The organism is Candidatus Oscillochloris fontis, from assembly GCF_004138135.1.
In the GTDB taxonomy this organism is placed as follows: Bacteria; Chloroflexota; Chloroflexia; order Chloroflexales; family Chloroflexaceae; genus Oscillochloris; species Oscillochloris fontis.
In genome coordinates, this window is sequence record NZ_RYFD01000055.1 from 1 (window position 1) to 22,817 (window position 22,817).

Genomic DNA, 22,817 nt, shown 5'->3' on the forward strand with positions numbered 1-22,817 from the left:
CCAGCCATACCACACCGGAGGTCTTTGGTCAACCTCCCAGACCTGCTATGAACCAATTTTCAACTAGCACAACCCCCTAATAATCAGTACAGCACGCTTGCGAGGTAAACTACTATCGGTTACTGGGGGCAATTCATCAAACAGACGTTTAGTTTCTGCAAAGGCAGCGATAAAGTGGGTTGCATCGAGGCTTTTGGGAGTAATCTCATTACCTAAGCGAATTCGCTCTTCTTTCCAATCAGCAGGTGTCTGCGGTGTAAGGGGAGTGAAAGGAAGTTCAACGACAGTTGTGTCACCAAAACTGATAATAGCAATGCGATGTATGGCATCGGGACAAAGATAGAGGCGATTAAAACCAAGTTGAGCAATAACTTCGCGGGCTGCAATGATACGAAACTCTTCGCGATCATTGGTGTCGCGCATACTATTTGATTGATCAACGATAACAGCAACATCAAGCGAAAAACAACTATCAGTAGCAGTATTCTGATGTTGTATTAGTGGAGCAGAGGAAACCTGTGCAGCTACAGAATGAGAAGAGGGGAATAGACCTACGACACAGACGATACATACCAACATGAGCCATTGAACACATGAGCGAAGAGAAAGTTTCATCATGGAATTCTCTGTGTGCTGGTCAGGCAAGACAGTCAGTTATTCATGTATTTTTGATTCAACTGACAGTTGTTGCTCAGTCGGATCACTATCTTTAGATGTTGGAGAATACTACCCGATTATACCTTCTCTTCACGGCTTCTGCAACCCTTTAAGAAAGTAGTATGAAGGCATTAAGTAGTAATATCAAAACTGCTCTTGTTCTTTGCATTGGTAACTATTGCGCTTGTTTGCACGCTCGTTCTTCGCTTAAAGAAGCAGTGGGTGGGGAGTAGAAGAGCCGCAACATCTTGCGGCTCTCCCCCACTTTCCTACCTCCCCAACACCTCGTTCCCCAACAGGCCCAACAACACATCATAGGGGGCCTGGTTTTCGGGGTGGAGCTCGAAGCGGGCGCGCTCGAACCACTGTACTTGGTATTCGCGGCCTTCGATCACCTCGATCTGTACGTCGCTCAGGGGCAGACCGAACAGTGCTAGGTTCTCACTCTCGGTCTTGCCGCGCCGTCCGTCGAGTTCGAGGCCGTTGGCGCGCCACGCCTTGAGGATCGCGCCACAGACGTTGTGGCCGGTCTCAGGGAAGTAGCGGCAGCCCGGTTGCTGGTTGCTCTTGGGGAAGTTTTGCCAGTTGCGCCCCTGCTGCACTAGCCGGTCGTCGCCCAACCGACCGAGCAGGACATCGTAGGGGCGGGCGTTTTCGGGGTGCAGTTCGAGCCGGTTGCGCTCGAACCATTGCACTTGGTACTCTTTGCCTTCGATGCGCTCGGCGCGCTGCGGGCTGGTCGGGTAGCCAAAGACGGGTAGCCCGCCGTTTTGTTCCCAGTATTCGCGGATGCGCCCGCTGATGCACTGGCCGGTCTCGACAAAGCAGCGGGCGTCGGGGCCGGGGGCGGGTGGCGGGACGGGGTTGGGGGTGGGTTGTACCAGCGCCGCTGGGGTGTGGTGAATGTAGACCGGGTCGGGGCCGACGCTGAAGGTGTAGCGTCCGTTGCTGCTCGCTTCGTTGCTGGTTTCGCCCCACGCGCGTACCCGCTGAACCTGGCTGGATTGGGTGGGTAGCACGACTTGGCTCACGCTGGGTGCCCAGATCACGTCTACGACGCTGTTGCCCTTGGGGTAGCGCACGGCGTAGGTCTCCGGGCCGGTCATGGCGGTCATGTTGTCAATGTAGATCGTGCCGGAGCCGGTGGTTGAGTCGGGGTCGTCGTCAATGATGATCGCGGTCAGGCTGGCGGGTAGATCGAGGCGGCGGTTCTGGCCGTTGGTGATGACGTTGCCCGGTTCGACCAGTCCGCTCAGTGGGGTGGAGACGAATTGCCAGCCGGGGCTGCCCAGTGGGGCGATGCGGTATTGCAGCACTTCGCCCTGGCTGTCGCGCAGTAGAACTTTGAGTGCGTGGCCGCTGCCGTCACCATACAGCCAGATGCCTAGTTTGCTGGTGTTGGCGGGCAGGTTGATCGGACTGGAGGGAATGAAGGAGACATAGTCGTTCTGTGGGCGGGTGAAGTTGTAGGTTAGGCGGGCGCTGGATTGGCCACTGTAGACCTGCTCACTCGTCTGGGTGAAGCTGCCGTCCGATTCGCCGCCACGCCGCCAGGTGCTGGCAGCCTCGAAGTCGAGCATCACCACCGGGGTGCTGAGGTCAATCAGGCTGGGTTGGCCCGTCCCGGCGAGTTGTTGCAGCATCACCTGGTAGGCGAGTATGGCCGGTTTCTGTGCGTTCTCGCCGAAGTCGGAGAGGCCGTTGCCATAGCCCACGAGGCCATACAGGTTGGTCTGCGCGCCGCTATCCTTGAGGTTGTACCAGAAGATGCGCTCGGCTCCGGCGGCGTGCAGCAGCACCGAACCACGCACGAGGTAGTTGGCCTGAGTCTGGGCATCAATCAGTGCCCGCCCGCCGGTGCGATCCGATGGCCCCGCCGACCAGCCAAACTCGGTGGCCCAGATCGGTTTTGAGCCGTAGGTGGCGGCAATCCCCTGGATGCTGCCGATCCCGGCGACATTGATCTGGCCCTCTTCAGGGCCGGCAGGTTCGGTGTAGGGGTGGACGGAGATGATGTCGAAGGAGTTCCAGGCACCCTGGGCGTGCAACTGGCGCAGGAAGTCACCGGCGGGTTGCGGCGAGACGACACTCGCGGCCACTACCTGCGCGTTGGGGTCGGCGGCCTTGATGGCGCGGTAGGTCACCTTGAGCAGTTCGGCGTAGGCGGGGATGTTGGGCTGGGGCTGCCAATAGTGGGCATTATCGGGTTCGTTCCACACCTGCCAGTAGCTGATCCGCCCGCGATAACGGGTGACGACGGCGCTGGCAAAATTGGCGAAGGTCTGCGGGTCGGGCGGGTAGAAGGTGTTCCCCGGCTGACCCGATGCCCAACTAGGGGTGGGGGCATTGAGCAAGCCGATCACCTGGATGCCACGGGCGCTCATCAGGTCAAGCATACGATCATGCCAACCCCAATCGAACTTGTCGCGGGCGGGCTGAATGCGCGCAAACTGGAAATCCTCGCGCACCCAGCCGACGCCGATGTTGGCCACCACATCGGCGGGGGTGGCGAGCGATTCGTAGATCGGGTAGCGACTGGCGATGTGCGAGTTGATACCAAAGACCGAGCTGAGTGGCGCGGCCAACGGGGCGGAACGGGTGGGGGTGGTGGGCAGCAGGGTCAGGGTGAGGGCGAGCAGGGCGACAACGATCATGAAGCGGCGTTGGTGCATGACATGGCTCCTTGTCTGCGCAACGAGGAATCGAACAGATCGGGTATATCATACCCTGATTAGTACCGAAATTGGTGGTTGTTTGCTGGCTTCGACAGGCTGGCTTCGGCAAGCTGGCTTCGACAAGCTCAGCCAGCGTCGGCGCGGGCATGGAGCGTTGGCTGAGCTTGCCGAAGCCAACGTATAAGCTGGCTTCGACAGGCTCAGCCAGCGATTGCCGAAGCCAACGTATCTGCGCGTGGTGTATAATTATGTTAGCTCGTTTCTGAAACGATGATGAGGATGGAGCTTATGCCTGCACGTGACATCTATCACAATACCGTCACCCATGCGTTAGAAAAAGCCGGATGGCAGATCACCCATGATCCATTCCGCTTACAGTGGGGGACGAAAGATATGTATGTTGATTTGGGTGCCGAAGAACTTGTTGCCGCAGAACAGCAGGGGCAAAAGATTGCGGTTGAGATTAAAAGTTTCGTCCAGCAACAACACCTACGACTTATCGTGTTTAGCCCCGATCAGGAGGAGGTTGTGCAGTGGATACCATAACTCATTATCGAAATGTTATTCAACAAGTCTTGCTTGAATACACAAAGACACCCTATGCGCGTGGTGATATTCAATGTAAACCTGTGTTTGATACGGTAAGAAATAGTTTTATGCTTATTACCGAGGGGTGGGATGGGGTAAGGCGTATTCATGGATGCCTTGTTCATGTTGAAATTATTGATGAGAAAGTATGGGTGCAACGAGATGATACAGATCGAGGAATAACATATCATCTTGTAGAATCAGGAGTACCAAAAGAGCAAATTGTACTTGGATTTCACGATCCAAAGGTGCGTCCATTTACTGGGTATGCTGTAGCCTAAACCTATGCCCCCCACCATCCCCCCCCGCTGCATCCGCATTCGTACCCTGAGTGACCGCCGCCCGCGCCGGGCGGTTGGTTTGGCCCAGCGTTGGCTGTCCCAACTGCCCGCCGACCACCCGGATAGGCCGTGGGCCTACCTGGCTCTGGGTTGGGCGTGGGTAAGCCAGCAGCGGTTGGAGGCTGCCCGCGCTGCGTTTGTTCAATCCGAGGGCGCAACAACCGAACTCTATGCGCACTATGGGCAGATGTTTATTGCTTTCTTGCAGGGGGCATCCGCAGAGCAACAGGCTGAATGGAGTAGATTGGTTGCTCAATTCCGGCAGGTTGGTGCCTACCAGGAAGCGGTTGATGCGCAAATCACCCAGTTACGCCACCTGAATAAATTAGAGCGATCATCCGAATGGTTAGCCCATGTTGCAACCCTTCAAGCCGAGATTGCCCTCCATGGCAGCCCAGCAGCACAGGCACTCTTTCAGCGCACTCTGGGTATTGCCTACCTTCAGGTGGGCGATTATGCGGCGGCGGTGAGCCATCTGGGCGTGGCCGAGCAGCACTTTGCGGCACTTGGTTTGCCTGCCGAACAGGCCAAAACATGGTTTGAATTTGGACGGATTGCCTTTTTCCAATCCAACTATGCAACGGCACTGCGCTACCAACACCAGGCGTTGGCATGCTTTGATCGCTTTGGATTGCCGATGTGGGTTGCGTTCTGTCAGAAGAATATTGGAACAACCGAAGCCCATACTGGTCATATTGATCGGGCCATTACCACCCTGCTCCAAGCTCGTGCCATCTTTGCCTCTATTGATATGCCCGCACATTGTGCCGATTGTGATCTTAATCTGGGCAATGCGGCATACCATAGTGGTCTGTATGAACTCGCCATAAGTGCATGGCGTCAGGCTGAAGATCAATACCTCGTACTCGGTCAGCCGCTCTTAACGTTAGTGACACGCCGCAATCAAGTCGAAGCCTACCTACATTTAGGGGCCATAGCGCAAGCCGAAGCGCTCTTGCAGCGGCTCATTCGGGAAGTTCGCGTGCTTGATTCGCCGCTCGATCATGGCGAGATTCTGTGTCTGTTCGCCGAGGTGCGGCGTATTCGTGGCGATCTGCCGTCTGCACTGGCCGCTTTGCGTGAGGCAGAAGCTATCTTTCGCCGATTAGAGAAACAGATCGCCGTGGGGCGGGTGCATATTGCCCAGGCGGAGATCGCGCTGGATCAGGGGGATAGTGCGGCTGCCCAGGCTGCTTTTCTGCATGCGGCGCAGGAGGTGGCAAGCAGTCCGCTCTACTATTGGCAGGCGCTCTATGGCCTAGGGCGTTGTGCGGAGGCCATGGATGCAGGTGCGGTTGCCTTGCAGCACTACCAACAGGCGTGCCATGAGGTGGCCCACCTGCGCCAACACATGGCCGAGGCGCAAGCCTCGAATGCGCTCTTTACCCAAGGCCAAGCGCTCTATACGGCGGCGTTGCGTCTGGCGTTTGCCCACGGGGAACCCCGTTTACTCCTCGAACTGGCCGAGCAGCAACGCGCCCTCGCGCTCTACCAACAGATGCGGCGGCTCCCCGTCAAGCTGCCCGCGAGCTTGCAGGCCAGCTACGAGCAGAGTCGGCAGCGCTTGCGCAGCCTGATTGATGCCGAGGTGCATGGCGCGGAGATGGATGCGGCGCTGCAAGACTATCTCAAGAATCTGCTCTATAGCCGCCACTATGGCGCTGATGCGGATGATCGTCCGTATACCCCGCTCGACCTTGATGCGCTGCGGGCTGAATTGATTGCCCAGTATGGGACGGCATGGAGTGTGCTCTATTATCTTGCGTTTGAAGAGACGCTGCTGCTGTTGAGTTTTGATGCCCACCGGCTCGATCTGACCCCGATTGCCCTGGATCGGCGTATGCGGCGCGAGTTGGAGCGCGCATGTTTGCCCAGTTTCCGTCGCCACATCTACCAACACGGCCCCTGGCCGACCCTGGAGTATCTGGGTGAACACCTCATTCCGGGGCATGTGCGGGCGTACCTCCAGCCTGATCAGCGTCTCTTGATCATTCCCGCCGCGACCCTGCATACGCTCCCCTGGGCGGCGCTACGCCTCAACGCGATATGGTTGATCGAGCAGGCGGTTATTCAGTTGCTCCCCAGCCTCCAGGTGTGGCGGGCGCTGGTGGCACCCGATGCGGCCACGGAGACGCACGCGCCGCGTGCGGCATGTCTGATCGGGGTGCAGGACTTTGGCGGGCGTGCCGATCCCTTGCCGAGTGCGTTGCCTTCGCTCGATCTGGTGCAGCGCCTCTGGCCGGGTTCAACAACGCGTTGGGAGAATGCCGAGGTGACGCGGGCTGCCCTGCGTAGCGCCGATCTTCAGCCCTTCGCCCTGCTGCATATTGCGACCCACGGCCAACTCAGCGCTGGGCGTGGCCTACTGGCGCACCTCAAACTGGCTGATGATGATCTGCTGGCTGATGAGATTGTTGATCTGCAACTGCGCCGCGCCTTGGTGGTGCTGGCCGCCTGCGAGGGTGCATTGGGTGAGGCGTTGCCCAGTGAAGATCTGCTCAATCTGAGCCGCGCCTTCATAGCTGCCGGAGCCACCGATGTGGTGGCCAGTTTGTGGGAACTCTTCGACACCATGGTGTTGGCGTTGCTCGAACCCTTCTACACCGCACTGGTGAGTGGCTGCGATGCCCCGACTGCACTTGCGCATGCCCAACGCAATGCGATCCTTCAGGGTCAGTCTGAAGGATCGGAGTTGGGTTTGCCGTATATCTGGGCGAGCCTGTGTGCGAGTGGGGGGGGGAGTAGTATTCGGTTAAGCGTCGTATTGCGCCCTGGTTGTTGACCGCAGAGGACGCAGAGGAACGCAGAGGAAGAACCAGAGGTCGTAACCACAGGTAGCGCAAAACCTATACCTCTGCGTACCTCTGTGTCCTCTGCGGTTGCTATGGTGTACCACCTATGCCCTCCTTAACCAAATGACTATGGAGCCTCATGTTCTGTCTTCCTCTTCTTCCTCTGAAAATATCACCTTCTCATAGACTTCTGCAAGTTGCAGAGTGCATTGAATACTGGGTATATCAATGCGCTCGGCTTGGCTATTGGCCTCGGATAAGACCCATGTGTTATCGCTTTGGCGCGCAAAGTGTTCGATGTGATAGGCATCTTGGGCGATTAAGATATATTCGCGTAGTGAGAGAATGCTGCGGTAGTGTTGGAATTTCTTTCCACGATCATACTTTTCGGTTGATGGTGATAGAACTTCGATGATAACCGCTGGATTGAGTAGTGTATCTTCGCGATGATCTTCATATAGCTCATGCCCACACACAATGGTAATGTCAGGATAGGTGTAGAGGCCGGTCTGAACGACCTTGACGCGCATATCACTAGGGTAGATAGAGCATTGTCGCTGGCGTAGCTGTGCATACAGGGCTGCATACGTGCTCCCGGCAATGCGGTTATGCCGTGCGCTGCCACCCGCCATGGCATAGATCGCCCCGGCGAGGTATTCATGCTTTGCGTTGCTGCTGCGCTCGAAGGCGAGATATTCGCTGCTGCTCATCGCATGTTTTGATGGCGCGGTCATTACCACCTCCAGTGTTGATTAGGTGTAACTGTTCACACTGCCCCGAACATCAAGATTTTGACGCAAAGACGCCAAGGCGCAAAGCCTTCAACAAAACCTTTGCGTCTTCGCGCCTTTGCGTCAACCTGTCGTTTTGGGTAGGAGTGGCAATCCGTTAGGTTCCCCACCGCATCCCCTCCACCTCCACCTCCACTCGCCCCGCACTTCCCGGCGGCAGATCAATCGTCAATGGCTGATCCGGGCGCAGCGTGAGCGCGACGCTGCGGAAGATCTCGCGGCCATCCAGGCGCACCACCACACTCGGTACATCAACGATCCGCACGCTACTGAGCGTCACACTCAGCCCGCCATCGGGGCGCTGCATCAGGCCCAATGCCCCATCCGCATTGGCCGAAACGAGGCTGCCTAAACCCCAGAGCGGTTGCCAACTGCTCTCGAAGCTGCGCTGCCCACCTGCTTCAAGCGGCGGGTAGTCCCAGAAGGTGGTCTGCGCACCACTCCACAGCTCCACATACTCACTCGCATCATCGGTGTAGAGGCGGCGATCCACCGGCGGGCCAAAGCCGAAGAGCTTGCCGCCCTGGGTACCCGCGCCATGCACCACCACCGCGCCACTATCCGCCTGCTCATCGTAGACGCCCATAAAGGGGATCGGGTTGGGCGCAAACCCACCCAGATAGCCCGTCCAATTGGCGGGGTAGCTCAGGTCGCGTCCGGCATAGTAGGGCCAACTGATCTGGCTATGCGCCCCTGGGAGGCTGCGATCCATGGTGGCATGCACAATCATCTGGTTGCTGGGGAAGACCATGCGCAACCGTGGGCCGACCCGGTTATCCCCGCCGGGGCTGAGGGTTGCGTTGGTCCACATCTGAAGCGGGCGGGCGCTGGCGGTCGGGTTCTGCACCTGCATACGCACCCCCACCTGGGCCGTGTCGGCGCGCAGCGTGACACTCCCCAGCACCGTCATGCCCGTCTGTCGCTCGTTGATCTGCGCCTGCACCGTCACCTGGCTGGCCGAGGGGGTGACGTTCATCTGCCAGGGCAGATGTTCGAGGTAGCCATGCTCCTCGGTCGGCGCGGCCCATTCCAGCCCGCCCACACCCAACCACCACCCGCGCTGGCCAAAGGGGCTGGGCTTCACCACCGGGTTCTGGTAGAAGATCGGGCGTCCGCTGGCGCGATCCACCACCTGAAGCAGACGCCCACCCAGATCGGGCAGGAAGGTGAGGGTGAGGAAGCGGTTCTCCACCACAATAGCGCGGTAGCTCCGTGGTTGCAGCGCACCCACTCGGCTGGGATCGAGGCGATCATAGGGGAAGACCGCGTCGCCGGGTTGGGTGGGGCGCAGTGCGGCGCTGAGATCATAGGTCGGAATATTCAGGCTCGTCTCGCGGATACTGAAGGCTTGCGCCAGCGGCTGCTGGGCGTAGCGCAGCGGATGGCCATAACGCCAGCGCACATAGTGCTGGCCAACATTCCCCATCTCCACCTTCCAAGGATCGGGGTTAGCCGGATTGTAGGTGAGCAAACGGCGCTCGAACGCCTGGAAGAGCACCGGCACGCGGGTTCCGGCCACATGCACCCAGGCCCAATACGGCTCGGTAATCGGGCGGCCAAAGACAAAGAGCGGCTCAAAGGCGGGGCGCTGCTGCTCCATAAAGCGCTGAAAGACCTGCGGCACATTGCGCCCCGTCACCTCGTCATAGCCGACAATGATCGTCTCTGAGCGCGCCAGCGTCGGGTCATCACCGACACCCTGGGGGCCAAAGGTGGCACTCACCAGTTGGCCAGTACGGGTAGGCGCACGATTGCCGCCATCAATCGCCGCCAGGGGTGCCAACATCGCATAGGTCGGCGCATCGGGGTTACCCTCAGGATCACCGGCGAGCGGGATACTTGCTGGTGGCAGCGCCACAAACTCGTTGGCCCCCACCTGCGTGCGCCCCGCGATCATCTCCACCACCAGCAACCCACACGTCACAAACCAGGGTGAACGGCGATCCCCGCCGGGATCACTGATCTCCATGCGTGCCTTATCAAAATACTGCACCAGCCGCGCCGCACCCGGAGATGGATCGTAGCGCTCATAACGGCGCTCGCCCGGCAGATTGCCCCACGTCCACGAACGACTGGCCTGCCCCGCCATAATTGCGAGGTCAGCATCGCTCCAGATCTGGCGGAAGGTGGTGTCGGCGAAACCATCGGGTGGGCTGGGGCGGGCATGGGTAGTGCTGGGGAGGATGAGGGCAAGGAGGAGCAGAGTGAGGATTGATTTATGCATGCGATCTCCGTACTGAAGATCTTATGTGGTATGTTTTGGCGGCGTAGCCGCCAAAACATACCACATAAGTACCCCCTACTCCCCCACCTTTGGCTGGTAATTCCCGCGCCCGACGCCCCAATAGGTAAAGCCGCGCTCCTGCATCTCCGCCGGATCGTAGAGGTTGCGCCCATCAAGAATGATCGGCGTGCGCATAAAGCTCTGGATCTTTTCCCAGTTGAGTTGCTTAAACTCATTCCACTCGGTGATCAGCAGCAGCGCATCGGCCTCTTTGGCCACATCATACGCCGTGGCGCAGAAGGTCACTTCGGGGATGTACTCGGCGGCGCGCTCAATCGCCACCGGGTCATACGCCTTAACCTGTGCCCCGGCATGTTGGAGGGCGCGGATAATATCCACGCTGGGGGCTTCGCGCATATCATCGGTGTTGGGTTTGAAAGAGAGACCAAGCACGCCGATCATGCGCCCGTTGAGATCATCACCGAGCAGCTTGCGCAACTTGGTCACAAAGCGGTTGCGCGCATCCTGATTGATGTCCATCACCGCCTGGAGCAGTTGCGGGTGGCACCCGGCGCTGGCGGCCATGTGGTGTAGCGCGAGCACATCCTTGGGGAAGCAGGAGCCGCCATAGCCGATGCCGGCATCCAGGAAGTGTGGGCCGATGCGCTTGTCGGCACCCATGCCCCGCGCTACCTCCTTCACATCCGCACCGAGGCGCTCGCAGATCTGGGCGATCTCGTTAATAAAGCTGATGCGCGTCGCCAAGAAGGCATTCGAGGCATACTTAATCATCTCGGCGGTACGCAGGTCGGTGATGATCACCTGGGCACCTAGCGGCTCGTGCAGTTCGGCCACCTCCTCGGCGGCGGCGCGGTTGGTCGAGCCGAGCACAATCCGGTCCGGGTGGAAGAAGTCGCTGACCGCGCTGCCTTCGCGCAGGAACTCCGGGTTGGAGACCACCGCAAACTCAATGTCGGGGCGGGCGTGTTCGGCGATAATCGTACTCACCATATCGCCAGTACCTACCGGCACGGTGCTCTTATCAATAATGATCGCCCGTCGGGTCAGATGCTGGCCAATGCTGCGCGCCGCCGCTTTCACCTGGCTCAGATCCGCTGCGCCATCATCACCCATGGGCGTGCCGACCGTAATGAAGATCAGACTCGCATCGGCCATCGCAAAGGCGTAGTCGTCGGTAAAGCGCAGACGCCCGGAGCGCATATTACGCTCCTGAAGTTCGACCAAACCTGGTTCGTAGATCGGTGACTTACCACTGCGCAGCAGTTCCAACTTCTCCAGATTGATCTCGATGCAAGTTACGGTATTGCCGAGGTCACTAAAACAGACCCCGGTAGTCAGGCCGACATAGCCTGTGCCAACGACACAGATATTTCTCAAGGGAAACACTCCTTGCATATAGTGAGTAGGTGGGAATTATACAATAAAGCACACCCCTGCCGCCATGCGACAGGGGTGTGCGAAACCCACCTGCGGTGGGGGTTCGGGGGTGGCGTAGCCGCCCCCGAAGATTTTTATTTGGTATGTTTTGGCGGCGAAGCCGCCAAAACATACCAAATAGTGATATTACGCCTCAGCGGGCACCTCAGCGACTGGCTCAGCGACTGGCTCGGCGGCCACCTCAGCCACTGGCTCAGCGGAATCGCCCTTCTCACCCTCGCTAACACGGCGCAGCGAGAGGCCCATGCGCTGGCGCTGACGATCCAGGCTGATCACCTTCGCCGTCACCTGCTGGCCGGGCTGGAGCACATCACGCGGCTGGGTCTGGGGATCAACATCCAGCTCGCTGGCGTGGATGAGACCCTCAACCGCATCCTCAACCTGCACGAAGGCTCCGAAGGGGGTGACATTGGTGACCGGGCCACTGACCAACTGGCCCAGGCTGTAGCGCTGGTCAATCGTGTCCCACGGGTTGGCCTGCAACTGGCGCAGCGACAGCCCGATCCGCTCGCGGTCGCGATCAATTTCGACCACCACCACCTTGACTTCCTGACCGGGCGAGAGCACTTCGCGGGGGTGGTTGACGCGCTGCCAGGAGAGCTCGGAGATGTGCGCGAGGCCATCGGCACCGCCGAGGTCAATAAAGGCCCCGAAGTTGGTGAGCTGATTGACGCGCCCGGAGAGCACATCGCCCGGCTGCAACTCGGTGAGCAGGCGCTGCTTCTGGGCCTTGCGCCACTCCTGGGTTGCGCTGCGCTCGGAGAGCACGAGGCGATTGCGCTCGCGATCAACCTCGATCACCTTGAGCGGGATCTCCTGGTTGACCATCTTCTGAAGTGCCTGCTGGCGCTCCTCAGCGGCGGTGCGCCCGTGGAGTTGGGCCACCTGCGAAGCGGGGACAAAGCCACGAATGCGGTTGAACTGCACCAACAAGCCACCCTTGTTGAAGCCGATCACCTTACAGCGCACAATGCCACCCTCGCTGAACATCTGCTCAGCCGTCTCCCAGTCCTTGGCCACCTGAACCATCGTCAGCGAGAGGATCAGGTCACCCTCACGGTTCTCGGGTTCCTGGACGTAGACCTGGATCGTATCACCGATACGCAGGGTGCTGAGGTACTCATCACCCATCTGACGGAGATCTTGAGATGGGATGACCCCTTCGCGCTTGGTACCAATCGAGACGAGTACCCCGTTATCCTCGACCTGCATGATCATCCCCTCGCGCAACTCACCGCGTTGCGGGCGGGCATAGTCATACTCATCGAGAAGCTTAGTCCAGTCAAGTTCCTCAAGTTCCTCAAACACTACCTGATCATCCGTTTGCACTGACATGCTACAAGCGCCTCCTACCCAGAGATTTGGTTCGACCCCGCCGCGACAACCCAACAAAAAAGCGCCTCTGCGATACAGACAGGCGCGGCACGGTTTTCGCGTTTTTGTTTTGCGTGGTGGCCCTTCAACTAACCACGCACGTGGTAGCGGAAAAGACACCCTAAACCGATGCCCACTGTAGAGACCGCAATCATTGTTTCCAACCCGCTCCGCGATACTGTTCGCAGGGTTGGTCGTGGCGGATGTCAACATGATGGTTTACAATGTGCGGGATTATAGACGAGTCTGTGAGAAATGTCAATAACCGGATGGTGCGTAACTGTTCACACTTGGGGTAAAGGAAGCTTCTGATTGACGCAAAGGCGCAAAGACGCAAAGGTTTTGTTGCAGGCTTTGCGCCTTGGTGTCTTTGCGTCAAAATCGGAATGCTAGGAGAACTGTGAACAGTTACGATGGTGCTTGCAGGGCACTCGTGACGATCATATAATGGCGCTAGGCACAGCATAGCGGCGCAAACCAGAAGGGAAGCAACGTGGCAGGCGACGATCTCATACAAAAAGTAGAGCAGGCTCGCGATGCGTATCGGGAGCAACTGGAACGTACCCGGCGTGAGATCAGCGAGGTTGAGGTACTTGTGCGCCAGAGCAGCAGCGAGGTGGACAAGCTTGGCCAGCGTGAGCTTTCGGTATCGAGCCGCGTGCGCGATCTTGAGGTGAATCTCGATAAATATAATAAAGAGGAGATCAAGAACTTCTTCGCCGCTGCGCAGGAAGTTCAGATGCGCCTCCAGAGTATGCGTGCCCAGTTGGAGCAGGTGCAGGCCCGCCGTGATATGCTCAAAAGCCACCTTAGCCACCTTAATGAGGTGATCAATCTGCTTGATGATGTTACCGGCACCCTGAGCAACAAGGGGCCAGTAGCTCAGGTGAGCAGCCATGATGATACCGAAGTGATGATTGCCGGGATTATTCAATCCCAAGAGAATGAGCGTCTGCGTATCTCGCTCCAGATGCACGATGGCCCGGCGCAATCCATGGGGAACTTAGTGCTCCGTGCTGAGATCTGTCAGCGTCTGATTGACCGCGATCTGGATCAGGCGCGCTCAGAACTGATTGGTCTCAAGACGGCGATCAATACGACCTTGCAGGATACTCGCCGTTTTATCTTTGATCTGCGCCCGATGACGCTGGATGATCTTGGCCTTGTGCCGACTCTGCGCCGCTATACGGCCCAGATTGGCGAGAAGCACAAGCTGGAGATCAATCTGATGATCCAGGGTCTTGAGCAGCGTCTCCCCAGCCACTACGAGGTGACCATCTTCCGCTTTGTGCAAGAAGCACTCAACAACGTGGTGCGCCACGCAAATGCTAATCAGGTGCGTTTGTTGCTCGATGTGAATGGCAATGCGCTCCAGATTATGATTGAGGATGATGGTGGCGGATTCCATGTCAATGAGGTGTTGGCAAGCGCTAATGCGCGCAAAAACATGGGCATCGCCGGGATGCGCCAACAGATCGAAGTGCTGTTGCGCGGCGAGTTTGCGATTGAGAGTGCGATTGGGCGCGGAACGCGGATTGCGGCTACGATCCCCATGCCATAGCTGGGTGGGGGCGCAGGCCCATGCGCATGAAGTTTAGGGCGACCGCCCTAAAACCCACTGTTGGCATTGCGCCCCAGACTCGCTTTTTCGGGGGCGACGCAGCCTCCTCCATCAGTACTTTCAACTATCGGTACCATCGGCCTATTGAAGTGTCAGGTTGCCCAAGGTATACTGGCTTTCGTAGGGAATGCCTACGCAATAATTTTTCCGATGGAGGTTCCCAATGCTTCGTAGTTTCTTCGCCAAGGAAGAGGGCCAGGGTCTGGTAGAGTACGCGCTGATCCTCGTGCTGATTGCAATTGTTGTTATCGCTGTTCTGACCCTCCTGGGCCGTCAGGTCAGTAGCACCTTCAGCACCATCAACAGTGGCCTGAACCCGTAAGCCTTTCGCTCCTACGAACTTCCAAAGCGCTCCGCCAGAAATGGTGGAGCGCTTTGGTGTTTAGGTATGTCTGTATTCGGTTTTCGCGGCGCAGCCACGAAAACCGAATACAGACAGGGATTTATCCATACGGCATAGGCCATGGTATGGTTCAGTACTCTCCGATCTCAGTACTTTGGGCCTATTGATGCGCTAATCACGGCCTGCTATACTTGGCCTTGTAGGGAATGCCTACGCAATAATTTTTCCGATGGAGGTTCCCAATGCTTCGTAGTTTCTTCGCCAAGGAAGAGGGCCAGGGTCTGGTAGAGTACGCGCTGATCCTCGTGCTGATTGCAATTGTTGTTATCGCTGTTCTGACCCTCCTGGGCCGCCAGGTCAGTAGCACCTTCAGCACCATCAACAGTGGCCTGAACCCGTAAGCCTTTCGCTCCTTCACTTCCAAGTAGCCCCGCCAGTAATGGCGGGGCTATTTGTTATCTCCGCATTCTGGCGGTGCTACAATAGCGGCGGCTTCCTCTCCAAATATAAGGAGTCTCCGTGGTTGACGATACGCGCAAGTGGTGGGCGCTCACCGCGATTGGGAGTGGTGTGCTGCTCTCGACGATTGATGGTTCGATTGTCAATATTGCCCTCAATACGCTGGTGACCGCCTTTGAGACCAATCTGAATAATGCTGAATGGGTGGTGCTGGCGTATTTGCTTACGCTTACCTGCCTGCTCTTGCTGATGGGCCGTTTGGGGGATATGTTTGGCAAGCGGCGGGTCTATGTGGCCGGGTTTGTGATCTTCACCGTGGCTTCGGTACTGTGTGGCATGGCCCCCAACATTGGGATGTTGATCGCCTTCCGCGTGGTACAGGCGGTGGGGGCGGCGATGATCCAGGCGGTGGGGCCAGCCCTTCTCGTCACCGCCTTTCCACCCAACCAGCGCGGTTTGGCCATGGGCGCCACTGGCTCATTTGTGGCCTTGGGCATCCTGCTGGGGCCAGCGCTGGGTGGTATTCTGCTGCGCTATGTGGGCTGGGAGTCGATCTTCTATGTGAATGTGCCGGTGGGGATTGTGGGGACGTGGCTGGCGCTGCGCTATATTGCCCGCGACACCCAAACCAAACCGGGCCAGGTCTTTGATGTTGCGGGGGCCTTGCTCCTGATGGCCTCGATCTTTGGCTTGTTGTTTGCGCTCACCGAAGGGCCGATCTGGGGTTGGGGTGATGCGCGAATCTTGGGGTTGCTGGCGCTCTTCGTTCTCGCCGGGGCGGGTTTTCTGGGCTGGGAGAGCCGTGTCGCGCAGCCGATGATCAATCTGCGTATCTTCCGTAGCCCGCCCTTCTCGCTGAACCTGTTGGCGGGGTTTATCGTCTTTATTGGTATGTCGTTCAGTCTACTGCTCACCCCGCTCTTCCTCCAACTCGTCTATCAATTGGAACTTCAGCAGACCGGTTTCTTCCTCATGGCCATGCCGCTGAGCCTCTCGCTGGTCTCGCCGCTGAGTGGGCGGCTCTCCGACCAAGTTGGGTCGCGGGCGCTCACTGTCAGTGGGCTGATCACGATTGCGGTGGGGTTGTTGGGGATCAGTTTTACGGGTGTGGCGACGCCCATGTACCAACTGATCCTGTTTTTGATGCTGATGGGGGTGGGGATCGGGCTGTTCCAAAGCCCCAATAATAGTACGGTGATGGGCAATGCCCCACCCGAAGCGCTGGGGGTGGCGGGGGGCTTGTTGGCGGTGATGCGTACCTTGGGCCAGACGGCGGGGATCGCGATTGCCGGGGCGGTGTGGGCCTCGCAGGTGCTGGCGATTGGGGGGCCGGTTGAGCCGGTTACGGCGGCTTCGCCACAGGTGCTGGCCGAGGCGTTTGCGGTTGCGATGCGGATTGCGGCAGGCGTGGCGTTGGTGGCGGTGGTGCCCTCCTTGGTGGGCGGGCGCAAGGGGTAGAGACGCAACATCTTGCGTCTCACACGAGACGCAACATCTTGCGTCTTTACTTGCACCCCATGGCATCTGCTGGTAGCATGCCGCTGTTATGCACACCATTTCTTTCCCATTCACACTGATAACCCGTGCGCTGCTCTTCTGTGCAGCGCTGTTGGCCAGTGCTTTACTGCTCACTGCATGTACGAGCGGCCCGCTGTTGGGGCTTGTGGAGGCGAGTGCTACGAGCTACGCTCCTGCTGAGATCGAACAGGCGTTGACGTTGAGTTATACGATTGGGCGCGATGCGACGGTGGATGTGTATCTGCTGGATGCGACGGGCACCCGCTATGATCTGCGCCGTAGCCAGCCGCGTAGTGCTAGTCCTGATCCCTATGTGCTGCGCTTTGATGGTACCGTGCCGACGAGTGATCCGGTGCTGTTACGGCGGCTCTTGCCCTCCGGTGACTATACACTAGTGGTGGCGGCACAGGCGGCGAATGGTTCCAGTGAGGAGCGCCGCTTGCCGTTGACGATTACGGGGAGTGATCTGCCTATTCCCGATGTCCAGAACCTGCTCGTTTCGCCACCGACGATCTCGCCGAATGCCGACGCGATCAATGATGTCACCGAGTTGACCTACCGCCTCCCGGTGAGTGCGACGGTGGATATTACGATCACGGCCCCTGATGGTGAGGTCATCCCGGTGGTGACTCGTGAGGAGGAGGGGCCATATGAGCAACACCATGTTTGGAATGGTAAGCGCCCGAATGGCTCGCTCCTGGCGTCTGGGGTCTATACCTACACCGTGCAGGCTGAGGATCAGTATGGCAACCTAGTGCGGCGGAGTGGCCAGATTGAGCTAGAGAATGTGGGCCAGCCTGAAGCGCGGATTGTCTACTCCAATATTGCCCCGCAACGGGTGATGCTGGGCGAGGTGATGACGGTGACGGTGCGGGTGCGCAACACTGGCACGGTGCCCATCCGTACTTACGGGCCAGCGAGTGGCTATCGCTACACCACCGATGAGGTCTTCTCCTCGGTGGAAGATGGCCGTTACACTGCCCAATCGGGTGGTTTCTGGCGCGTGGGCCTCGATTGGGACGCCAATAGCGGTGGTGGCCCCAAGCGTTACCCCTTCCGCTGGGCACTCTCGGAGAAACCGCCGGAGGAGTGGACGGTGCCGGGAGTGGAGGATTGGCTCATGCCGGGTGAAGAGGTGGAGATTACCGGCCAAGTGGTCTTGCTCCAGCGCGAGACGAAGATGGGCTTCTATGTGGGCCTCATTCAGGATGGAGTGGGTTTCTTCCAGGATCGTTCGGGGCGCACGATTGTGGAGGTAGGGTTTTAGCGTAGCGACGCAAGATATTGCGTCCCTACGACTACGACGGTCTGCTACAATGAGATTGTGATTAAACACCACACCAACTGCACCGTAGATCAGGAGGTTTCGCGTGCCACTCCAAATCGTTGCCCTCAGCGGTCCCTTGGCTGGCCGTACCTTTCCGCTTGCTAGTGGATCGCTCTCATTTGGGCGCACGCCTGACAATACAATCATGATCAGTAGCCCGCTGGCTTCGCGCCGCCATGCTGAGTTGCGCGTTGAGGGTGGTGGCTATGTGCTCTATGATCTGAATAGCTCCAATGGCACGTTGCTGAATGGTCAGCGGGTGCAGGTGCAGCGTATGCGCCCCGGTGATGTGATCACGATTGGGGATGAATCGTTTCGTTTCGATGCCCCGGTTGCGGCGGTGGATAAGACTCTGCTGGCCACGCCCCAGCCGGCTGCGACGCAACTCTCTGGTGGGGCCAATCTGCCACCGATGGGCCACGCTGGCCCCTCACCCTTGCCGCCGCCGCCCGTAGCGGGGCCGAGTTTTGGTGTGCCGCCGGGGTCTTCCGCCCCGCCACCACCACGCAAACGCTCACGTTGGCCGATCTTCTTGGTTGTGGGGGTGTTGCTCACATGTGTCGGACTGGCCGGGTTGGGTGGGGGCGTCTATTGGTTTACCCGTAATGGTGGTGGCACCAATAATGGCGGGATCATCAGTACCAACCCGACGCGGGTGCCGAATGATGCGGGTACCACCAGTGGCCCGCCTCCCACTCGCGAGCCTGCCCAGGGCAATGAGGCCGCGTGGACGGTCATGGTCTATCTGGATGGTGACAACAACCTGGAGTCGGATGCGCTGACCGATTTTGCCGAGATGGCCCGGGTGGGCTCGGATGACCAGATCAATATTGTGGTGCAGCTTGATCGCGTGATCTCCTCGGAGATGTGGGACGATACGAGTGCGGGTGATTGGGATGGCACCAAGCGCTTTCTGGTTGAACCCGGCATGCGCCCGACGGAAGAGAATGCGCTTGAGGATCTGGGCGAACTGAATATGGGCGACCCGGATGTCTTGGCAGACTTTATTGTCTGGGGGGTGGAGAGCTATCCGGCCCAGCGCTATGCGGTGATCCTCTGGGATCATGGCGCCTCGTGGTTGGGAGTCGCCAGTGATGACACCTCTGGGGATGTGCTCAATATGCCCGAACTGAGCGCGGCCCTCGAAACGGCGCGCCAGCGCAGTGGTTATGGCACGCTTGATCTGATCGGGTTTGATGCCTGCCTGATGGCCCAACTGGATGTCTTTGTGGCTGTGCAACCCTATGCCCAGGTGGCGGTGGCCTCTGCCGAGCTAGAACCCAATCTGGGGTGGGCATGGGATGCATGGTTGGAGGAGTTGGCCAGAGATCCGCAGCAGGATGCGCGTCAGATTGCGCCGGTGATCGTCCAGACCTATATAGACTCGTTCTCTGTCGGCATGGCTGAAGAGGTGACCCTTTCGGCCTTTGATCTAGATCAACTCGATCCGCTGACGGCAGAGGTTGACCGGCTCGCACAGGCGATGATCGCCGATATGCGTGGTTCGTATGCGGCAATCGGCCAAGCGCGCTCGTTTGTTGATGTCTACGCACCCTCCTATTCGGAGGAGTTTAATGCGATTGACCTGGGCCACTTTGTCGAACTTCTCCCCGAACATGGGGCACAGGGCGAGGTGGCCGATGCGGCGGCGGCGGTCAATGTGGCGCTTCAGAATGCGCGGATCGCCAATGTAGCGGGCAATTACCACCGTGGGGCGAGTGGTATTTCGATCTACTTCCCGCAACTGGCCGAACTCTATGTGGATGACTATGAGCGCGGTTCGCCGTTGCCACGCGCAACCAAGTGGGCCGATTTTCTCCAGAATTACCACGGTACGGCTGATGTGGCGATCACCCAGCCGACGATCAGTGGGTTGGCGATAGATAGCGAGTTTGTCAGTATCAATCGGCTGACCACCCTGAGTGGTACGCTGAGTGGCAGCGATATTGCCTATGTCTTCGCCTTTATTGGTGTCCCCAATGATAGCCGGGATAGTGTTGATCTGATTTATGTGGACTTTATCTACCCACCAGGGGCGACCCAGGATGACACCGAGCCGAGTTGGCCCGATGGCGAGTTTGATCTGAGCCTCACCTGGGATGCCACCAACTGGTATCTGAGCAATGGCAGCGATCAGATCGAGGCGCTGGTGGGGCCGATCAAGTATGGCAGCCGCTACTATGGTGTCGAGGGGGTCTATACCTCCAACGCCACGGGCGAGAAGATTGATGCCGGCCTGATCTTCGATGTCGAGGGCAATCAGGGGACGCTGGTGCGGATCTGGGGCTTTCCCAAGGGCAAGGACAAGCAGGAGTCGCAGCCCTATGAATTGACCCCCGCACCCGGTGATACCTTCACCGCCTATACGCGCAGCTATACCGATACGGGTGATAACCTTGAGGCGGATCGGGTGGCCGGGCAGACGATCACCTTTGGTGATACGCCGCTCAGTGCCAGCTTTGGCCCCACGCTCAATGGCGATTATGTGATGGGCTTCCTGGTGCGCGATATTGCGGGTAACTTCAGCTATGACTATGTGGATGTAACGGTAGATAATCCATAAGAAGCCGAGTTTCCCGGAAACTTACAGCTTCCGGGAAACTTCTGAAGGAAACACCTCCATGACCCTGCGGGATATGTTCATCACCGCGCTTGAAAACCTTGGTCGGCGCAAGGTGCGTACTGTGCTCACCTCAACCGGCGTGATCGTCGGGATTCTGACGATTGTCACCATGGTTTCGTTGGGAGTAGGGGTGCAGAGTGAAGTACGGGCACAATTTGCCGCGCTTGGCCTAGAAAATCTGTATGTCTCACCCAAGGAAGATGGCGAGGATGACTTTTTTACGCGCTATAGCACTCCAGAGCGCAGCAACCCGATCACCCCGGCGGTGCTTACTGAGTGGGCAGGTTTACCGGGCGTCGTCGGGGTTGTGCCATCTATTAGCCTAGCGGGGGTGAATAGTGCGATAGAGTGGCCCGATGGCGAGATTGACGCGGTGACCGTGCGCGGGCCACAGGTCTTTATGACCAACCCGTTCCAGCGGCCCGCGAGCGTCGTGGCGGGGCGGATTGCGGTTGAACAAGCGGGTGAAGCGGTAATGGCGCAGGGGGCCATCCCGGAGGGGGTACGGGCCGAGGATCTCGTGGGTAGTTCGCTCACGATCATCCTGCGTAGCCCACGTGGTGAGAGCCAGCGCTTCTCGTTGCAGGTAGTGGGGGTAACTGACGACATACGAGCGTCGGTGGAGACGAGTGCCTTCGACATGGCTGCGATGAAATCGTGGTGGTTCAACACCCCCAACTACCTAGAGACGCAGGGCTATGACACGGTGATGGTACAAACGAGTGATGTGCGCGTGGCAGCCCAACTCCTGCCCACCTTCCGTGAGGCGGGCTTTGAGGTGCAGTCGTTGGAATTGATCCTTGATACTGCCAATCGGGTCTTTGCGCTGATCAATGTGATGCTCTCCTCGATTGGTGGTTTGGCCTTATTTGTGGCCAGCTTAGGCATCATCAACACCATGATCATGGCGATCTATGAGCGCACCCGCGAGATCGGCACACTCAAGGCGATTGGCGCATCGCGCAGCGACATCCGTAACCTGTTTATGATCGAGGCGGGCATGATCGGGGCGTTGGGGGGTGTTGTTGGCATTATTGGGGGCTGGTTGCTTGGCATCCTGCTCAACCAAGCGATCACGTGGTACATCCAGTACGAAGATCTGCCCATCGCGGCGACCTTCTTTGTTACCCCGTGGTGGCTGGCGTTCGCCGCACTCGTCTTCGCGGCTCTGATCGGGGTTGTAGCGGGGCTTTACCCGGCAGCGCGGGCTGCTCGGCTCGATCCTCTGGTTGCGTTGCGCTACGAGTAGCGGTGAGGAGGTCGGGGGGGATGGCGCTTCCAATCAGTGAGTTGATGGGGCGAGTGCGGCAGGCTGCGCAGGGCGGGATCAGTGGCTACTACACCTGCGCAACGCTGGTTCACCTGACCCAGAGTCTCTATCGGATCATCCTGAGCGACACGCCGGATGGTATGTGGGTGATTGGCGATCATCACGTCGGCTGGGTGGATCTGGCAATGAAGAATGTGGCGGCCTCGGTGCAACGGATCGCATTGGCAGCGAGCCATGATCCAGCGGAGGGCTGTGGCATCATTGGTATCGGTGCTCGTTGTGGCTTCATCATTGTTGCGATTCCCAGCGACGCCGCGCATGATGACGGGAATCTGCGCCTGTATGATGTGGCCTGGAGTTGTCATCCAGAGGTATTGCGCAGTTTGGATGAAGTGTTGCGCGGGGTGATTGATGCACCGATCTTCCCACGTTTGTATCACCTGCATATGCCAGATGCCATGCTTCTGCTCCAATTGAGTGGGGAGCTATTGGCGGATAGCACCTCCCAGCAGCAGCGCCTCGACCACACGAACCGCACGCTTCATGAGTGCATCCGCAGCTATGAAGACCAGACTCACATGATCGTCCACGACATGCGCACCCCGCTGCACACGCTCCAGATCAGCATCAAGACTTTACAGCGTTTTGCGGGTGAGATGCAGAGCGAATTGTTGGGAGTGTATCCGTTCACGCCCCCCCAGCAGGCAGTAATTGTGGGGCAGGCTGATTCGCCCAATACGCCGTAACCGCAGCGAT

General features: G+C 58.5%; 17 protein-coding genes. 11 read left to right on the plus strand and 6 right to left on the minus strand.

Going from position 1 to position 22,817, the window contains the following annotated elements; all coding sequences use genetic code 11:
• Window positions 1-63: 63 nt before the first annotated feature.
• Complete coding sequence (locus EKD03_RS15890) at window positions 64-618, minus strand: vWA domain-containing protein (RefSeq protein ID WP_129633033.1); 555 nt, start codon at window positions 616-618, stop codon at window positions 64-66.
• 308 nt (window positions 619-926) lie between these two features.
• Window positions 927-3,329: a beta-galactosidase gene (locus EKD03_RS15895; RefSeq protein ID WP_129633035.1), complete on the minus strand. Its 2,403-nt coding sequence runs from the start codon at window positions 3,327-3,329 to the stop codon at window positions 927-929.
• A gap of 291 nt (window positions 3,330-3,620) precedes the next feature.
• On the opposite strand from EKD03_RS15895, the gene EKD03_RS15900 reads away from it, so the two are divergent.
• The 3 genes from EKD03_RS15900 to EKD03_RS15910 are packed head-to-tail and all read left to right on the plus strand — an operon-like array spanning window position 3,621 to window position 7,043.
• Window positions 3,621-3,878, plus strand: coding sequence for an element excision factor XisH family protein (locus EKD03_RS15900; protein ID WP_129633037.1), 258 nt, complete (start codon window positions 3,621-3,623; stop codon window positions 3,876-3,878).
• On the plus strand, window positions 3,866-4,201 hold the full coding sequence (locus tag EKD03_RS15905; RefSeq protein ID WP_129633039.1) for a XisI protein: 336 nt from the start codon (window positions 3,866-3,868) through the stop codon (window positions 4,199-4,201). The genes EKD03_RS15900 and EKD03_RS15905 overlap by 13 nt, the downstream gene beginning before the upstream one ends.
• Window positions 4,202-4,205: 4 nt before the next feature.
• Complete coding sequence (locus EKD03_RS15910; RefSeq protein ID WP_129633041.1) at window positions 4,206-7,043, plus strand: CHAT domain-containing tetratricopeptide repeat protein; 2,838 nt, start codon at window positions 4,206-4,208, stop codon at window positions 7,041-7,043.
• Window positions 7,044-7,190: 147 nt separating this feature from the next.
• Here EKD03_RS15910 and EKD03_RS15915 read toward each other — a convergent pair whose 3' ends face one another.
• The 4 genes from EKD03_RS15915 to EKD03_RS15930 all read right to left on the minus strand — a co-directional run bounded on the left by EKD03_RS15915 (window position 7,191) and on the right by EKD03_RS15930 (window position 12,861).
• Window positions 7,191-7,787 (minus strand): Uma2 family endonuclease, encoded by a 597-nt coding sequence (locus EKD03_RS15915; RefSeq protein ID WP_129633043.1) that lies wholly within the window; start codon window positions 7,785-7,787, stop codon window positions 7,191-7,193.
• A gap of 154 nt (window positions 7,788-7,941) precedes the next feature.
• Entirely contained in the window at window positions 7,942-10,068 is a 2,127-nt protein-coding gene (locus EKD03_RS15920) for a DUF5107 domain-containing protein (protein ID WP_129633045.1), read from the minus strand.
• Window positions 10,069-10,143: 75 nt separating this feature from the next.
• Complete coding sequence (locus EKD03_RS15925) at window positions 10,144-11,466, minus strand: UDP-glucose dehydrogenase family protein (RefSeq protein WP_129633046.1); 1,323 nt, start codon at window positions 11,464-11,466, stop codon at window positions 10,144-10,146.
• A 186-nt stretch (window positions 11,467-11,652) separates the two neighbouring features.
• Window positions 11,653-12,861: a 30S ribosomal protein S1 gene (locus EKD03_RS15930; RefSeq protein WP_129633048.1), complete on the minus strand. Its 1,209-nt coding sequence runs from the start codon at window positions 12,859-12,861 to the stop codon at window positions 11,653-11,655.
• Between the two features lie 532 nt (window positions 12,862-13,393).
• On the opposite strand from EKD03_RS15930, the gene EKD03_RS15935 reads away from it, so the two are divergent.
• The 8 genes from EKD03_RS15935 to EKD03_RS15970 all read left to right on the plus strand — a co-directional run bounded on the left by EKD03_RS15935 (window position 13,394) and on the right by EKD03_RS15970 (window position 22,807).
• Complete coding sequence (locus EKD03_RS15935; RefSeq protein ID WP_129633050.1) at window positions 13,394-14,461, plus strand: sensor histidine kinase; 1,068 nt, start codon at window positions 13,394-13,396, stop codon at window positions 14,459-14,461.
• A gap of 223 nt (window positions 14,462-14,684) precedes the next feature.
• Entirely contained in the window at window positions 14,685-14,843 is a 159-nt protein-coding gene (locus tag EKD03_RS15940) for a Flp family type IVb pilin (RefSeq protein WP_129633052.1), read from the plus strand.
• Window positions 14,844-15,106: 263 nt separating this feature from the next.
• A complete protein-coding gene (locus EKD03_RS15945) occupies window positions 15,107-15,265 on the plus strand; it encodes a Flp family type IVb pilin (protein ID WP_129633052.1) in 159 nt (52 codons plus the stop codon).
• A gap of 118 nt (window positions 15,266-15,383) precedes the next feature.
• Window positions 15,384-16,781 carry an MFS transporter gene (locus tag EKD03_RS15950; RefSeq protein ID WP_129633054.1) on the plus strand — a complete coding sequence of 466 codons (1,398 nt, stop codon included), beginning with the start codon at window positions 15,384-15,386 and terminating at the stop codon, window positions 16,779-16,781.
• A gap of 88 nt (window positions 16,782-16,869) precedes the next feature.
• Complete coding sequence (locus tag EKD03_RS15955; protein ID WP_129633056.1) at window positions 16,870-18,108, plus strand: flagellar hook assembly protein FlgD; 1,239 nt, start codon at window positions 16,870-16,872, stop codon at window positions 18,106-18,108.
• Between the two features lie 103 nt (window positions 18,109-18,211).
• Entirely contained in the window at window positions 18,212-20,731 is a 2,520-nt protein-coding gene (locus tag EKD03_RS15960) for a clostripain-related cysteine peptidase (protein WP_129633058.1), read from the plus strand.
• Between the two features lie 58 nt (window positions 20,732-20,789).
• The gene (locus tag EKD03_RS15965) at window positions 20,790-22,040 is read left to right on the plus strand and encodes an ABC transporter permease (protein ID WP_129633060.1); all 1,251 of its coding nucleotides are present in this window, start codon (window positions 20,790-20,792) and stop codon (window positions 22,038-22,040) included.
• Window positions 22,041-22,060: 20 nt separating this feature from the next.
• On the plus strand, window positions 22,061-22,807 hold the full coding sequence (locus EKD03_RS15970) for a hypothetical protein (protein WP_129633062.1): 747 nt from the start codon (window positions 22,061-22,063) through the stop codon (window positions 22,805-22,807).
• Window positions 22,808-22,817 lie beyond the last annotated feature (10 nt).